Annotated in this window: 14 protein-coding genes and 1 pseudogene; 7 read left to right on the top strand and 8 right to left on the bottom strand. The window is 68.0% G+C overall.

Annotation, left to right across the window (positions count from 1 at the left end; translation table 11 throughout):
- Positions 1–30 precede the first annotated feature (30 nt).
- The 7 genes and pseudogenes from DIE22_RS15250 to DIE22_RS15215 all read right to left on the bottom strand — a co-directional run bounded on the left by DIE22_RS15250 (position 31) and on the right by DIE22_RS15215 (position 7,314).
- Positions 31–1,062 carry an ABC transporter ATP-binding protein gene (locus DIE22_RS15250; protein ID WP_124605431.1) on the bottom strand — a complete coding sequence of 344 codons (1,032 nt, stop codon included), beginning with the start codon at positions 1,060–1,062 and terminating at the stop codon, positions 31–33.
- Positions 1,063–1,086: 24 nt separating this feature from the next.
- Entirely contained in the window at positions 1,087–1,983 is an 897-nt protein-coding gene (locus DIE22_RS15245; RefSeq protein WP_124605430.1) for an ABC transporter permease, read from the bottom strand.
- A 10-nt stretch (positions 1,984–1,993) separates the two neighbouring features.
- Positions 1,994–2,818 (bottom strand): ABC transporter permease, encoded by an 825-nt coding sequence (locus tag DIE22_RS15240; protein WP_124605429.1) that lies wholly within the window; start codon positions 2,816–2,818, stop codon positions 1,994–1,996.
- A 17-nt stretch (positions 2,819–2,835) separates the two neighbouring features.
- Entirely contained in the window at positions 2,836–3,864 is a 1,029-nt protein-coding gene (locus DIE22_RS15235; RefSeq protein WP_124499542.1) for an ABC transporter substrate-binding protein, read from the bottom strand.
- Between the two features lie 64 nt (positions 3,865–3,928).
- A complete protein-coding gene (locus DIE22_RS15230) occupies positions 3,929–4,954 on the bottom strand; it encodes a substrate-binding domain-containing protein (protein WP_124605428.1) in 1,026 nt (341 codons plus the stop codon).
- A gap of 840 nt (positions 4,955–5,794) precedes the next feature.
- A pseudogene (locus DIE22_RS38775) lies at positions 5,795–5,977 on the bottom strand (LysR family transcriptional regulator); the annotation flags it as partial.
- A gap of 188 nt (positions 5,978–6,165) precedes the next feature.
- Complete coding sequence (locus DIE22_RS15215) at positions 6,166–7,314, bottom strand: porin (RefSeq protein WP_124499544.1); 1,149 nt, start codon at positions 7,312–7,314, stop codon at positions 6,166–6,168.
- A gap of 474 nt (positions 7,315–7,788) precedes the next feature.
- On the opposite strand from DIE22_RS15215, the gene DIE22_RS15210 reads away from it, so the two are divergent.
- From DIE22_RS15210 to lpdA, 5 genes are all read left to right on the top strand, one after another.
- A complete protein-coding gene (locus DIE22_RS15210; RefSeq protein ID WP_124499545.1) occupies positions 7,789–8,415 on the top strand; it encodes a flavin reductase family protein in 627 nt (208 codons plus the stop codon).
- Between the two features lie 404 nt (positions 8,416–8,819).
- Positions 8,820–10,052: a 3-methyl-2-oxobutanoate dehydrogenase (2-methylpropanoyl-transferring) subunit alpha gene (locus tag DIE22_RS15205; RefSeq protein WP_124605427.1), complete on the top strand. Its 1,233-nt coding sequence runs from the start codon at positions 8,820–8,822 to the stop codon at positions 10,050–10,052.
- 2 nt (positions 10,053–10,054) lie between these two features.
- Positions 10,055–11,098, top strand: a complete 1,044-nt coding sequence (locus tag DIE22_RS15200; RefSeq protein WP_124605426.1) for an alpha-ketoacid dehydrogenase subunit beta — start codon at positions 10,055–10,057, stop codon at positions 11,096–11,098.
- Between the two features lies 1 nt (position 11,099).
- Entirely contained in the window at positions 11,100–12,461 is a 1,362-nt protein-coding gene (locus DIE22_RS15195; RefSeq protein WP_124605425.1) for a dihydrolipoamide acetyltransferase family protein, read from the top strand.
- Positions 12,462–12,466: 5 nt separating this feature from the next.
- Positions 12,467–13,858 (top strand): dihydrolipoyl dehydrogenase, encoded by a 1,392-nt coding sequence (gene lpdA, locus DIE22_RS15190; RefSeq protein ID WP_124605424.1) that lies wholly within the window; start codon positions 12,467–12,469, stop codon positions 13,856–13,858.
- Between the two features lie 85 nt (positions 13,859–13,943).
- On the opposite strand, the gene DIE22_RS15185 is transcribed toward lpdA, so the two are convergent.
- Positions 13,944–14,456 (bottom strand): alpha/beta hydrolase, encoded by a 513-nt coding sequence (locus DIE22_RS15185; protein ID WP_124605423.1) that lies wholly within the window; start codon positions 14,454–14,456, stop codon positions 13,944–13,946.
- On the opposite strand from DIE22_RS15185, the gene DIE22_RS15180 reads away from it, so the two are divergent.
- Positions 14,430–15,188, top strand: coding sequence for a helix-turn-helix transcriptional regulator (locus tag DIE22_RS15180; protein WP_260426679.1), 759 nt, complete (start codon positions 14,430–14,432; stop codon positions 15,186–15,188). The genes DIE22_RS15185 and DIE22_RS15180 overlap by 27 nt on opposite strands.
- 175 nt (positions 15,189–15,363) lie before the next feature.
- On the top strand, positions 15,364–15,993 hold the full coding sequence (locus DIE22_RS15175) for an NAD-dependent dehydratase (protein ID WP_124499552.1): 630 nt from the start codon (positions 15,364–15,366) through the stop codon (positions 15,991–15,993).
- The last annotated feature ends 34 nt before the right edge of the window (positions 15,994–16,027 follow it).

Genomic DNA, 16,027 nt, shown 5'->3' with positions numbered 1-16,027 from the left:
CTCGGAATGTCTGGTTATTGTGGGGCGGTGTTACGCGGCGAGTGCGATCAGGCCTTCCGCCGCGATCGTGAGGCCGACCGCCGTGCCGCGCGCGAGCTCGATGCGGCCCGGCACGTCGATCACGAGCGCGTCGGGCGCCGCATGCTCGATCGTGAGCCGCGTGCGCTCGCCGAGGAACGCGCACGCGCCGATCGCGCCGCGCAGCGGCGCATGAGCCGGATCGGCGAGCTGCGCGTCCTCCGGGCGGAAGAACCACTCGTCGGCGGCGTGCGGCGTGACGATCGCGCCACCCGTCGTCACGAGCGCGCCGTCACGCCATTGTCCCGCAAGCCGGTTCAGCGTGCCGATGAACTGCGCGACCGTGCGGTTCGCCGGCCGGTAGTAGATGTCGCGCGGCGTGCCGATCTGCTCGATGCGGCCCGCGCCCATCACGACGATCCGGTCGCCGAGTTCCATCGCCTCGGCCTGGTCGTGCGTCACGTACACGGTCGTCACGCCGAGTTCGCGCAGCAGCGCATTCATCTCGCGGCGCAGCACGTCGCGCAGCTTCGCGTCGAGCGCGGTCAACGGCTCGTCGAGCAGCAGCACGCGCGGGCGCACCGCGAGCGCGCGCGCCAGCGCGACACGCTGGCGCTGGCCGCCCGACAGCTGATCGACCGGCTTGTCCGCGTGCGCGTCGAGCCGCATCATGGCGAGCAATTCGACGACGCGGTCGCGCAGCGCGCGCGGCTCGGTCTTGCGGATCTTCAGCCCGTAGCCGACGTTGCCGCGCACCGTCAGGTTCGGGAACAGCGCGTAGTTCTGGAACACCATGCCGACCTGGCGGCGCTCGATCGGAAGCAGGGTCACGTCGTCGCCGCCGAACCGGATCGTGCCGCCCGCGTCCGGCGTGTCGAGACCGGCGATCAGGCGCAGCGTCGTCGTCTTGCCGCAGCCCGACGGGCCGAGCAGCACGAGCGTCTCGCCCGCGCCGATCGACAGGTCGAGCGGTTCGAGCACGCGCGTGCCGCGGAACGTCTTCGCGCAGCGGGTCAGGGTGATGGGTGTGGAATCGAGTTTCATGAGATCGGTAAAGTCAGCGCAGGGTCAGCGCGGGCGGCGCTTCACGGCGCGCGTGCCGGACGGGTCGACGCCGAGCCACTGCATCGCGACGAGGAGCGGCAGCGTCATCAGCAGGAACACGATCGTGTACGCGCTGCCGACTTCGAGACGCAGCGATGCGTAGGTATCGGCGAGCCCGACGGGCAGCGTCTTCGTGTCGGGCGTATGCAGCATCCACGTCAGGTTGAATTCGCCGATCGACAGTGTGAGCACCGCGAGCGCGCCCGCGACGATGCCGGGGCGCAGGTTCGGCAGCACGATCGTCACGAAGCGCGTGACGAACGACGCGCCGAGGCTCGCCGCACCTTCCTCGAGCGTGCGCAGGTCGGCACCGGCCGCGACGGCCGCGACCGCGCGCACCATGAACGGCAGCGTGAACACGACGTGGCCGACGACGATGAACCACAGGCTCATCCGGAACGCGGTGAAGCCGCCGTACACGACCAGCAGCGCGAGTGCCGATGCGAGGCCCGGCAGCGCGACCGGCAGCACGAGTGCTTCCTCGATCGCGCGGGCGACGCGGCTCTTGCTGCGCGCGAGCGCATAGCCGGCCGGCACGCCGATGACGAGCACGATCGCGAGCGTCGCGAACGCGACGCCGAGCGACAGCACGACCGAGCCCTGGTACTGCTGCCACACCTGTTCGAGCCAGCGCAGCGTGAGGCCGCTCGACAGCCCGCGGAAATAGTTGACGGTGAGGCCCGCGAGCACGGACATCACGACGGGCACGATCAGGAACGCGCACAGCAGCAGCGTGACGCCCCATTGCAGCGCGGCGATCGCGCGCGCGCCCGTGACGCGCGGCGCGCGTCGGGCGGCGCCGCGCGCATGCGACGGAGCGGGCGCCGGCGACGGCGCGGACGAACCGGAAAGCGATTGCATGAAGGATTCCTCAGGCCGCGGCGGCGGCGGTGTGTCCGGTGAAGCGACGTGCGAGCGCGAGCACGGCCCACGTGACGATGCCGAGCACGATCGACAGGCCGGCCGCCGTCGCGATGTTCGCGTTCAGCGTGAATTCGGTGTAGATCGTCATCGGCAGCACGTTCAGGTCGGTGGCGAGCGTGAATGCGGTGCCGAACGCGCCCATCGCGGTCGCGAAGCAGATCGCGCCGGCCGCGACGAGGCCCGGCGCGAGCGTCGGCAGCACGATGTCGATGAAGATGCGCCACGGCGACGCGCCGAGCGAGCGCGCGGCTTCCTCGAGCGATGCGTCGAGCTTCGACGCGGCCGCGATCACGGTGACGATCACGCGCGGAATCGAGAAGTACAGGTAGCCGACGAACAGCCCCGCAACCGAATACGCGAACACCCACTTGTCGCCGGTCAGCTTCGCGGACAGCATCCCGATCAGCCCCTGCCGGCCGGCGAGCATGATCACCATGAAACCGACCACGACACCCGGGAACGCGAGCGGAAAGGTGAGCAGCGCGAGCAGCACGCGCTTGCCGGCGAATTCGCGGCGCGCGAGCAGCAGCCCCGAGATCGTCGACAGCGCGAGCGTCGCGAGCGTGACACCGGCCGACAACGCAACCGTTTCGCCGAGGCTCTTCATGTAGCGCGCATTGCCGAGCAGCGCCGCGTACTGCGTGAGGAACGCGCCGTCGGCGGACACCTGCACGAGTGAAATCATCGGCAGCAGCCAGAACGCTGCAAACACCGCGAGTGCCGGCGCGACGAGCGCGACGCGCCAGCGCAGCGGGAAAGTGAGGTCGAGCATTGCGTGGGGCCGGCCGCTTACTGCATCACCTGCAGGTATTGCAGGCCGAACGCTTGCTGGCCGGCCGCCATCTTGCCGAAGTCGACCGGTTTCGCCCGGGCGTATTCGCTGGCCGGCAGGAACTTCGCGGCGATGTCCGCGCCGAGTGTCTGCGCGCGCACCGGGCGCAGGTATGCGTTGGCCCACAGCTTCTGGCCTTCGTCGGACAGCACGAAGTCAAGCACCTTCCTGCCGTTCGCGTCGTGCGGCGCGCCCTTCACGAGGCTCATCACGTACGGCACCGCGATCGTGCCTTCCTTCGGAATCACGAACTCGACGTTCGCGTGATCCTTGTACTTCGCGCGATACGCGTCGAAGTCATAGTCGAGCAGGATTGGAATCTCGCCGGACAGCACGCGCGCATACGCGGTCTGCTTCGGCACGATCGGCGCGTTCGCCTTCAGCTTGCGGAACCAGTCGAGCCCCGGCTTGAAGTCGTCGAGGCTGCCGCCGAGCGCCTGGTTGACGGCGACCGCGCCCGCATAGCCGACGAACGCGCTCGACGGATCGAGGTAGCCGACCATGCCCTTGTATTCGGGCTTCAGCAGATCGGACCACGAGCGCGGCACCGGCTTGCCGTCGAGCGCGTCCTTGTTCACGAAGAAGCCGAGCGTGCCCGAGTGGATCGCGAACCAGTAGCCTTGCGGGTCCTTCAGGTTCGCGGGGAGGTCGTTCCAGTGCGCGGGCTTGTACGGGGCGATCACGCCCTTGTCCTTCGCCTGGAAGGCGGACGACACGCCGAGATAGACGACGTCGGCGACCGGGCTCTTCTGCTCGGCGATCAGCTGCGCGATCGCCTGGCCCGAGTTCTTGTTGTCGAACGGCACGCGGATGCCGGTCTTCTGCTTGATCGCCGCGATTTGCGCGGCCCAGTCGGCCCATTCGGGCGGGCAGTTGTAGCAGATCGCGGTTTCGTCGGCATGGGCAGCGGGCGCGAACGCGACGAGCGCGGCGCAGGCGACGGGCGCGGCGAGCGCGCGCAGCAGCGAGGTCAGGCGAAAGGACACGGTGGGTCTCCGGGCGGGGTGTGGGTATCTCGCCGCGCCGCGCGCGATGGCGCGGCGCGCGCGTTCAGGCTTGGTGCAACAGCAGGTCGGTAGCCGGCGGCGCGACCGTCGCGCCGTCGCGCACCGTGTGCGGCAGGATCAGCGACGTGCGCTCGATCGTCGCGCCGCCGATGCATTCGACGAGGCGCCGCCATGCATGGCGGCCGATGTCCTGGTTCGGCGTCGCGACGCTCGCGAGCGGCGGCGCAAGCAGCTCGCCGATCGCGATGCCGTCGAAGCCGAGCACCGACAGGTCGTCGGGAATCGAGAAGCCCGCGCGGCGCAGGCCGCGCATCACGACCATCGCGAGCAGGTCGTTGCTGCAGAAGAGGGCGGTCGGGCGCGTGGCGTGCGCGGTGAGGTGCGCGAGCACCGCGTCAGGCAGCTCGGCCGCGTTGAAGTCGACTTCGACCGGCGGCAACGTCGCGACGCCGGCTTCCTCGAGTGCCTGCGCGTAGCCGAGATGGCGCTGGCGTGCGCGATCCGATGCGGCGAGCGAGCCGGCCAGCATCAGCACGCGGCGATGGCCGCGCGCGGTCAGCAGACGGACGCCGTCATAGGCGGCGCGGCGGTTGTCGACCGACACCGACGGGCGGCGTTGCGTGTCGTTGTGCATCAGCACGTAGTGCGGGCCGTCGCGGTCGAGCAGGTCGAGCAGCGGATGGGTGTCCGCATCGGCGACGGTCAGGATCAGCCCCTCGACGCGCTGCTCGCGCAGCGTCTCGATCGCGTGGCGCTCGCGCGCCGCGTCGTATTCGGTCGTCATCACGATCAGCTTGAAGCCGGCCGCGGTCGCGAGCTCGTCGATGCCCTGCAGGCAGTCGGCGAACACCGGGTTCGACAGCGTCGGCACGACGACGCCGACGAGCCGCGTGCGCTCGCCGCGCAACTGCCGGCCGAGCGGGCTCGGGCGGAACTGGAGCGTGTCGATGGCGCTGCGGATGGTCGCCAGCGTCGCGGGGCTGACGGTATGCGGCGCGTTGATCGCGCGCGAGACGGTGGCGATCGAGAAGCCGGCGAGCGCGGCGACGTCCTTGATGGTCGGGGTCATGAAGTTACGCGATGTAAACGTTTTCGACGGGGAAATTATCGAAAACGTTTGTGACTTCGCGATGACGCGCGAGACGTCTGTTTCGTAAAAAGAACGATACAAACATCAGACGTTAGGCGCCCGGCGAGCGGGGCGGACTGGATTGTATCGGTGGATGCTGCGGCGCGGGATGAAATCGGCGGAGGTGTCGCGTCGATGCCGATTCCGGCGCGGACGGCGTTGGCACATCTGCTGCGTGCGCAATGCACTGCGCATGAATCAGCGAACGCATGCGCAAGCAATGGTAGAATCGCGTCCGCCCTTTTGCCGGGGTGATGAAATTGGTAAACATAGCGGACTTAAACGATTGAGTGCCCGGCCGGAAACGGTCGGTGCAGAACCCCTCAAATTCGGTGAAACCCCTGATGCTCGCATCGAGGCAACGCCGAGCCAAGCCTCGCGGTACAGCGCAGCGAGGAAGGTGTAGAGACTAGACGGGGGGCGCCTAAGGCGCACGGGCGGCGATCACGCCCGCGCGCGACGGCGAAGGCATAGTCCAGCGCACGAACGGCTTCGTCTCGACGACGCCGGCTTCGAAAGAAGCAGTGTGACGAAAATCCGCCGCCTTAACTGGCTTGCCGGTTCGAGTCCGGTCCCCGGCACCACCGATCGCTTCGATGCGATTGGACGAGGGTCCGAAAACCCGCGAGAAAGAAGACGCTCGCGGGTTTTTTGTTTGCGCGGCGTTCCATCGGGTGCATCTGCCATCCGGGGTAGGTGGGAATGGGCTGCATTCGCGGTCACCTTGGCGAGCACGCACCGATGCTGGTTGTGCGTCGGCCCCTTCGGTTGCCGTTCTCGTTACATTTGCATTCCTGATGAGTTGGCGGTGGCTGCGGCCAGCCTGTCGATCAGGGCGCGCGAGGCTGCAGACAAGCGGCGATGCGGCGCATAGATCACCGAGAACGGGCGTGTGCGGCCGCGAAGGTGGGGCAGGACTTCGACGAGGCTGCCATCCCGAACCCGATCCTGAACAATGGAATCAGTATCGGGTCCAGCCCGCGTTGCAGGCATCGCGCGGCGAGATAAACGCCGGCGACTGGGGGCGAACGTCAGCTTGCCGGCCGGCCTCGAATACTCGAGCGGCATGAGTTGCGATGCCGCTTCAGCATCTCGTGCCATGCGTCTGATAGTTGCGCAGGCAACCGTCGCCCGCGCGTCATTGAGTCTCGTCAGAAATGATGCAGCAGCGCGATGCGTGCGACGTACTGGTTGGGGCCGGACGAGATGTCGGCCGCGCCAGGCACATAGGCGTAGTCGAAGTCGGTACCGGTATGCGCGTTGACCGCACGTTGGTAGACGCCTTCGACGAAGACCGATGTGCGCTTCGACACGTCGTAGTTCAGCTTCGTGCTCAGTTGATGCCACTTCGGATTGAACGCGCCGCTCGTCGAATCGACGCGCGCCTGCGTATACGTGTATGCCGCGCCGATGTAGAACGCGGACGTGAAGTGATAGAGCCCGTTGACTTCGAAGTTGTCGAACTTCCACGACTTCCACGTGCCGCCCGGCGGCTGGGTCGTGCCGGTAAAGTAGGCGTTTGACGTCGGGTCGTAGACGTCGACATGCGAATACGCGAAGCCGATCAGCGCGTTCGAGTAGGCGTAGTTCAAGCCGATCCCGATATTTTGCTGCGACGAAGCATCGAATGTGTTGTCACCGGTGATCGCGCCGTTCGAATCGGCGTTGCGCGCGTTACCGATCTTGAGGTACGACGCGCCGATCGTCAGGCTGCCTTGCTGATATTGCAGCGCCGCGCCGTACAGACGGTTGTTCGCAAAGCCGCCTGCCTGGTTGCTGAAACCGTACATTGCCTCGGCCGTGAAGCCGTGCCAGACCGGCGACACGTATTTGACCGCGTTGTTGACGCGGAACGAGTAGTCCGTGTTGTCGTTGTCGTACGGGTGCGCGAACAGGTATCCGGTCCAGTTGCCGTTCGCGGTCAGCGGGGAGAAGAGATCGACACTGGGATCGTACTGCCGGCCGAGCGTGAGCGTGCCGTAGCGGTCCGACGCGATGCCGACGAACGCCTGCCGCCCGAAGGCGCGTCCGCCCTGGCTCATTTTCCCGTTGTTCACGTCGAAGCCGCTTTCGATCTGAAAGACCGCCTGATAGCCGCCGCCGAGATCTTCGACGCCCTTGATGCCCCAGCGGCTGCCGTAATCGTAGCCGCTTTGCAGTTGCACGGTGCCGTGGCCGCGCGCGTTGCTCGTGTAGTTGACGCCGTCCTCTATCTTGCCGTACAGCGTCACGCTGCTCTGCGCGTGCGCGGCGGCAGCCAGCACGGCGACGGGCACGACGACTCCCCAACGCTTGTTCATCACGATTTTCCCCCAAGGTCTTTTGTTTGCCGGTCTGACGTGTGTCGTATCGCGTTGCGTGATGCCGGGCGGCCCTTGGCGATGCGACGGGCGCAGTGTAATAAGCCGTTATTCCGCTGTTAGTGCGTCCGCATGGAAAGGTGCTCTCCATATCGGGGGCTGTTCGGCAGCGCGTAAAGCGGTTACGTGAGGTGGCGATCGAGCGATGGGTATGGGGAGATCGTCGCGGGCTCCGGCGTCGCGAGGGTGAGGCTATCGACGACCGACATGGCTTGCTCGGGGCGGACGTTTCCGAAGGGGATACCATGCCGGTTCGACACTGCGGCGCGGCTCGCAGGCGCGCTTCACTGCGACGAAAGCGACACCATGTGATACTTGGGCACGCACGTCGCACCGGGTACCTTTGCCGCCATCGGCATACGCGACCCCGCCGATCGCCCTCAACGCAGTTTGCCTCCCGCACGACCACCCGTCATGACCGACTCGAGCCATCACTATTACGAACCGTCGCAAGGCCACGGCCTCCCGCACGATCCGCTGAACGCGATCGTGGGCCCGCGCCCGATCGGCTGGATATCTTCCCGCGGCAACGACGGCACGCTCAACCTCGCGCCGTACAGCTTCTTCAACGCGTTCAACTATCGTCCGCCGATCATCGGATTTTCGAGCACCGCCGCGAAGGACAGCCTGCGCAACGTGCAGGAGACCGGCGAGTTCGTCTGGAACCTCGCGACGCGCGAGCTTGCCGAGAGAATGAACCAGACCTGTGCCGCCGTGCCGTACGGCGTCAACGAATTCGAGCTCGGCGGCCTGACCGCGATTGAGTCGCGCCTCGTCAACGTCCCGCGCGTGGCGGAAAGCGGCGTCAACTTCGAATGCAAGGTGATCGACGTGATCCGGCTGCGCGATCACAAAGGCGTGGATACGCCGGCCTCGCTGGTGCTGGGTGAGGTCGTCGCCGTCCATATCCGGAACGACCTGCTGAAGGACGGCATCTTCGACACGTTCGGCGCGGGCATCATTCTTCGCGCGGGCGGTCCGTCGGCCTACGTGCACGTCAAACCCGACAGCCGGTTCGACATCGCGCGCCCCGACGCGTAATTCGTCGCGCGCCGGCGCGGCCCGGCAAGCGGACGCTGAAGCGCCCGGACGTACGAGGACCCCGACGAAGCCAAGGATTTCGCGGGGTCTTTTGCTTCGTATCCTCGAGGATGCTTGGGCGTACACCGACCGGTTCGGTTTCGATTCCCGCTCTCGACCGTCCGTTGATGCAGCGCAGCACGCGCGACAAGCATGCGCTCCGCCGGCAGCCCCGATCGCCCGCCGACATCCGCCATGGCAAATCTGCTCACCGCAATCGAGCGGCTTGGTCATCGACGTCCCGCGCAGCAAGGCATAAATTTCCAAGGTTGGCGTGCTTATCCGTGCGCCAGCCCGCGCGTGCGCCGGCAACCGGCCGCGCGTTTCCAACAGCGTGAGACACAATCGAGCGTGGAGACGACACGATGAGCCTGTCAGAGCCATTGCGTCTGCATGTGCCGGAGCCCACCGGGCGTCCGGGCTGCAAGACGGATTTTTCCTATCTGCATCTGTCGCCGGCCGGCGCGGTTCGCCGCCCGCCGATCGACGTTGCGCCGGCGGACACCGCCCATCTCGCCCGCAGCCTCGTGCGCGTGCTCGACGACCACGGCCAGGCCCTCGGCCCGTGGGCGCCGGACCTGGACGATGCGCGCCTGATCGCCGGAATGCGCGCGATGCTGAAGACCCGCATCTTCGACGCGCGCATGATGATCGCGCAGCGTCAGAAGAAAATCTCGTTCTACATGGTGAGCCTCGGCGAGGAGGCGATCGGCGCCGCGCATGCGATGGCGCTGCGCCACGGCGACATGTGCTTCCCGACCTACCGCCAGCAAAGCATCCTGATCGCGCGTGACGTGCCGCTCGAACGGATGATCTGCCAGCTGATGTCGAACGAAGGCGATCCGCTGAAGGGACGCCAGCTCCCGGTGATGTACTCGGACCGCGAAGCCGGCTTCTTCTCGATTTCAGGCAATCTCGCGACGCAGTTCATCCAGGCGGTCGGCTGGGCGATGGCGTCGGCGATCAAGGGCGACACGAAGATCTCGTCCGCCTGGATCGGCGACGGCGCGACCGCGGAAGCCGACTTCCACACCGCGCTGACGTTCGCGCACGTGTATCGCGCACCGGTCGTGCTGAACGTCGTCAACAACCAGTGGGCGATCTCGACGTTCCAGGCGATCGCGGGCGGCGAGGGCACGACGTTCGCGGGGCGCGGCGTCGGCTGCGGCATCGCTTCGCTGCGCGTCGACGGCAACGACTTCCTCGCGATCTACGCGGCATCGACCTGGGCCGCCGAACGCGCGCGCCGCAATCTGGGCCCGACGCTGATCGAGTGGGTCACCTACCGCGCGGGCGCGCATTCGACCTCGGACGATCCGACGAAATACCGGCCGGCCGACGACTGGGCCCATTTCCCGCTCGGCGATCCGATTGCCCGCTTCAAGCAGCACCTGATCGCGAAGGGCATCTGGTCGGACAGCGCGCACGACGCGCTCACGGCCGAGCTCGAGGCCGAGGTGATCACCGCGCAGAAGGAAGCGGAGACGTTCGGGACGCTGGCCGACGACCGGATTCCGTCGCCGGCGTCGATGTTCGACGATGTGTACAAGGAGCTGCCCGCGCACCTGCGCCGTCAGCGCCAGGAACTGGGAGCGTGATCATGGCCCAACATGAAGCAACGGCGGCATCGGCGCAGCCGATGACGATGATCCAGGCGCTGCGCTCCGCGATGGACGTGATGCTCGAGCGCGACGGCGACGTGGTCGTGTTCGGGCAGGATGTCGGCTACTTCGGCGGCGTGTTCCGCTGCACCGAAGGGCTGCAGGCCAAGTACGGCAAGTCGCGCGTGTTCGACGCGCCGATCTCGGAAGGCGGGATCGTCGGCGCGGCGGTCGGGATGGGCGCGTATGGGTTGCGGCCGGTCTGCGAGATCCAGTTCGCGGACTACTTCTACCCGGCGTCCGACCAGATCGTGTCGGAAGGCGCGCGGCTGCGCTACCGCTCCGCGGGCCAGTTCACCGCGCCGCTGACGATCCGCATGCCGTGCGGCGGCGGCATCTACGGCGGCCAGACGCACAGCCAGAGCCCGGAAGCGATGTTCACGCAGGTCTGCGGATTGCGCACGGTGATGCCGTCGAATCCGTACGACGCGAAAGGGCTCCTGATCGCCTCGATCGAGAATGACGATCCGGTGATCTTCCTCGAGCCGAAACGCCTGTACAACGGGCCGTTCGACGGCCATCACGAGCGTCCGGTCACGTCGTGGCTCAAGCATCCGGGCAGCGTGGTGCCGGAAGGCTATTACACGGTGCCGCTCGATACGGCTGCCGTCGTGCGGCCCGGCAGCGACGTGACGGTGCTGACGTATGGCACGACCGTCCACGTGTCGCTCGCCGCGGTCGAGGAAACCGGCATCGACGCGGAAGTGATCGACCTGCGCACGCTGTGGCCGGTCGATCTCGACACGATCGTCGCGTCGGTGCGCAAGACCGGCCGCTGCGTGGTGGTGCACGAGGCGACGCGCACCTGCGGCTACGGCGCGGAACTGGTGTCGCTCGTCCAGGAGCACTGCTTCTACCATCTGGAAGCACCGGTCGAGCGGACGACGGGCTGGGACACGCCGTATCCGCACGCGCAGGAATGGGCGTATTTCCCCGGGCCGGCCCGGGTGGGCGAAGCGTTGCGACGCGTGATGGAGGCCTGAAATGGGGATTCATGTCATCAAGATGCCGGATATCGGCGAAGGGATCGCCGAGGTCGAGCTGGTGGCCTGGCACGTGCAGCCCGGGCAGGTGATCGCCGAAGACCAGCCGCTCGCCGATGTGATGACCGACAAGGCGGCGGTGGAGATTCCGTCGCCGGTCGCGGGCAAGGTGCTGGAACTCGGCGGCCGGATCGGCGAGATGATGGCGGTCGGCAGCGAGTTGATTCGTCTCGAAGTCGAAGGCGATGGCAACCTGAAACCGGGAGCGAAGGCACGCGATGCAGGTGCGGATGCGACGCCGCGTCCGGCGGCGGTCGATGCGCCTGCCAAGGCATCCAGAGTCACCGAGCCAGCCGAAACAGCTGATGCAGAAGCGCACGAGCCGTCGAAGGCAAAGCGTCACGCTGCCGACCGCGCGCCGGCCGCGCCGCGTCGCGCGGAACACGCGGAACACGCGTTGCCGCCGCGCGCGGCGCTCGCGCCGGGCGAACGGCCGCTCGCGTCGCCGGCGGTGCGCCAGCGCGCATGGGACATGGGCATCGAGCTGCGCTACGTGCGCGGCACCGGCGAAGCCGGGCGGATCCTGCATGCGGACCTCGATGCGTATGCACGCACGGGCGGCGCTGCGGCGCGTGGATCGCACGCGCACGGCTATGACGAGCGCAACGACGAAACCGAGGTGCCGGTGATCGGCCTGCGGCGCGCGATCGCGCGCAAGATGCAGGAAGCGAAGCGTCGCATTCCGCACTTCAGCTACGTCGAGGAGATCGACGTCACCGAGCTCGAATCGCTGCGCGCCGAGCTGAACCGGCGCCACGGCGACTCGCGCGGCCGGCTCACGCCACTGCCGCTGCTGATTCGCGCGATAGTGATCGCGCTGCGCGACTTCCCGCAGATCAACGCGCGCTATGACGACGAGGCAGGTGTCGTGACGCAATACGGCGCGGTGCACATGGGCGTCGCGACGCAGACGGACGGCGGCCTCACGGTGCCCGTGCTGCGTCATGCGGAAGCGCGCGACGTGTGGTCGATCTCGGCGGAGATCGCGCGGCTCGCCGACGCGGTGCGCGCGAACCGCGCGCAGCGCGACGAGCTGATTGGCTCGACGATCACGATCTCGAGCCTCGGCGCGCTCGGCGGCATCGTGTCGACGCCGGTCATCAATCATCCCGAGGTCGGCATCGTCGGCGTGAACCGGATCGTCGAGCGGCCGATGATCCGCGACGGCGCGATCGTCGCGCGCAAGATGATGAACCTGTCGTCGTCGTTCGACCATCGCGTCGTCGACGGCGCGGACGCGGCCGAATTCATCCAGGCCGTGCGCGGGTTGCTCGAGCGCCCGGCGCTGCTGTTCGCGGAGTGAGCACGATGAATCACGAACACACCACGTTGCTCGTGATCGGCGGCGGTCCGGGCGGTTATGTCGCCGCGATTCGCGCGGGGCAGCTCGGCATTCCGACGGTGCTGGTCGAGCGCGAACGGCTCGGCGGCACGTGCCTGAACATCGGCTGCATTCCGTCGAAGGCGCTGATCCATGTCGCCGATGCGTTCGAGCAGGCATGCGGGCAGGCCGGCGAGGGCATGCTCGGGATTCGCGTGCGCACGCCGGAGATCGACATCGCGAAAAGCGTCGCGTGGAAGGACGGCATCGTCGAGCGGCTCACGCGCGGCGTCGGCGCGCTGCTGAAGAAGCACGGCGTGCGCGTGCTGCATGGCGACGCGTGCGTCGTTGACGGCAAGACGGTCGATGTCGTCGCCGGCGACGACGCGACGCGCATCGCGTGCGAGCACCTGTTGCTCGCGACCGGTTCGGAACCGGTCGCGCTGCCGTCGATGCCGTTCGGCGGCCACGTCGTATCGTCGACCGAGGCGCTGTCGCCCGCGTCGTTGCCGAAGCGGCTGGTCGTCGTCGGCGCCGGGTACATCGGGCTCGAACTCGGGACCGTCTATCGCAAGCTCGGCGTCGACGTCGGCATCGTCGAGGCCGCGCAGCGCGTGCTGCCCGCGTACGACGCGGAACTCGCGAAGCCGGTCGCGGATTCGCTCGCGCGGCTCGGCGTCGGATTGTGGCTGGGTCACAAGGTGCTGGGCCTCGCGAGCGACGGCGCGGTGCGCGTGCAGGCGCCCGACGGCACGGAGAAGACGCTGCCGGCCGATCGCGTGCTGGTCGCGGTCGGCCGCCGGCCGCGCGTCGACGGCTTCGGGCTCGAGTCGCTGCCGCTCGATCGCGATGGCCCCGCGCTGCGCATCGACGACGCGTGCCGGACGTCGATGCGCAACGTATGGGCGATCGGCGACGTCGCCGGCGAGCCGATGCTCGCGCATCGCGCGATGGCGCAGGGCGAGATGGTGGCCGAGCTGATCGCGGGACGGCGGCGCACATTCACGCCGGCATCGATCCCGGCTGTGTGCTTCACCGATCCCGAGGTCGTCACGTCCGGCTGGTCACCGGATGACGCGAAGGCGGCCGGCGTCGACTGCATCAGCGCATCGTTCCCGTTCGCGGCGAACGGCCGCGCGATGACGCTGCAGGCGACCGACGGTTTCGTACGCGTCGTCGCGCGGCGCGACACGCACCTGATCGTCGGCTGGCAGGCGGTCGGGCGCGGCGTGTCGGAACTGGCCGCGGCGTTCTCGCAGTCGCTCGAGATGGGCGCGCGGCTCGAGGACGTCGGTGGCACGATTCACGCGCATCCGACGCTCGGCGAAGCGATGCAGGAGTCGGCGTTGCGCGCGCTGGGGCATGCGTTGCATGTGTGAGCTTGTGCCGGCATGTGCGGCCGAACGAAGCCCCGCCCTGGCGGGGCTTCTCGTTTGCGCCGTCAGCAGGCGCAGTTCGTTCTGCTCATGAAAGTGCCTGCGCCCGGGCGGGCCGCGCCGTCACGTCGCGGTAGAACGCATCGATCGCGTCCACCATCTGCGCAAGCCCCGGCTGTTCGAGCGGATAGTGGCCGGCGTTCTCGAGCATCACGACCTTGACCGGCACGTCGCGGATGCGCGCGAGGAACGGCTCGCTCAGGTGGCGCGGCGTCCAGCGGTCCGCGGCCGGCTGGGTGAGCAGCACCGGGCAGATGCGGAAATCCTCCGGCTCGAGCGCCGGCCGATACGCCATGTACGAGTCGAGAAAGGCCATCGTCATCGCGTTGCCGGCCGAGGTTCGATCGGACAGCCACACCTTCAGCGCGTCGTCGCGGTTGACGAGCGCGTGCATCTTGCTCGCGAGCGACATCGGGATGCGCATCGCGCGCAGTGGCGTCTTCGCGGTGAAGTGCGTCATCGGGCCGCCGACGCGGCTCATGAACAGGTTGCGTGCGGTTTCGTCGCGCACCTGTTGAAGACGCTGATCGAGGAACGTCATGCCGACGACGCCGTCGCGCTGGCGGGCCGCTATCTGGCGCTGACCTATACGTTCGTCGGGATGACGTACCGTCGCGCCGGGCGGCACGACGCGATCGTATTCGACGCGGCACCGGCGCTGTCCGCGCCGCTGCAGCGCTTCTTCGTCGAGCGCGCGATGGGCGCGACCTGCCGCGTGCTGCGCGACGCGATCGGCGACGCGTTCGAACTCGCGACGTTCGATCTTGCGTACGACGTGCAGCCGGGCGGCCGGCAGGTACTCGGCACGCGGGTCCGGTACGGTCGGCCGGCCAATACGATCACGTTCTTGCATGCGCATCTCGAACGGCCGTTGCCGCAGGCCAACGCCGCGACCGCCGCGATGTGCGAGCGCATGTGTGCGGAGCTGGTCTCGCGCCGGCGCACGCGGGTCGATCTCGTGGCGTTCCTGAACGAGTACCTTGCCACGCGTCCGTTCGACCGCCCGCCGCGGCTGCAGGACATCGCGACGCTGCTGAACATGAGCGAGCGCACCCTGAAGCGCCGGCTGCAGGACGAGGGCGTGCGCTTCCGCGACATCTCGGATGCGGTGCGCAAGACGCGCGCGCAGACGCTGATCGCCGAAGGGCGGCTGTCGATCAAGGAAATCGCGGAGGCGCTGGGGTTCAGCGACATGTCGTCGTTCTCGCAGGCATACAAGCGGTGGACCGGTGTTGCGCCGAGCGTGTCGCGGCAGGCGGGATCGGGCTCATAGCGGGCGGGCTGCGGGTTGCTGTTGACCCTTCCGCGCGAACCGTTCATCGTGTCGATTCCACCCTGATTCGCTGGCCGCGCCCGGTTGGGATCACGGCGGCGTGACATGCCGACGGCGGCGCGCGCTGCTGTCGCTCACGACCAGCCGAGGCCGGCCTCACACGGAACAACCCGACATGAAACTGTTGCTCGTCGGCGCGACCGGACTCGTCGGGCGCAACGTCCTCGAAGCCGCGCTGGCCGATGCGCGGGTCGACCAGGTCGTCGTACTCGCGCGCCGGCCGTTGCCGCCGCATCCGAAGATGCGCGCGCTGGTGGTCGACTTCGATCACCTGCCCGAGGCAGCCGACTGGTGGCAGGCCGACGCGGTGATCTGCACGCTCGGCACCACGATGCGGGTCGCGGGCTCGCGAGCCGCGTTCCGTCGCGTCGATCACGACTATCCGCTGGCCGTCGCGCGTCTCGCGCACCGGTCCGGCACGCCGGCCTGCGTGCTGAATTCCGCGCTCGGCGCGGACCCGGCGTCGCGCATCTTCTACAACCGCGTGAAGGGCGAGGTCGAGCGTGCGCTCGCGGGCATCGGGTTCGCATCGCTCACCTGCGTGCGGCCGGGCCTGATCGGCGGCAGCCGCGACGAGTTCAGGTTCGGCGAACGGATGCTGGTGCGTGCGCTGGGTATCGCCGGGCCGCTGCTGCCGCCGAAGTGGCGCGTGAATCCCGCGTCGCGCATTGCCCGCGCGCTGCTCGACGCCGCGCTCGACGCACGCCCGGGCGTGCATGTGATCGGATCGGAACGGCTCGCCTGAGCCGGAACGGGCGACGTGCCGCCGACGCAGATGG

This window comes from Burkholderia sp. Bp9142, assembly GCF_003853415.1.
Taxonomy (GTDB): Bacteria; Pseudomonadota; Gammaproteobacteria; order Burkholderiales; family Burkholderiaceae; genus Burkholderia.
This window is presented reverse-complemented; position numbering and strand designations above follow the sequence as displayed.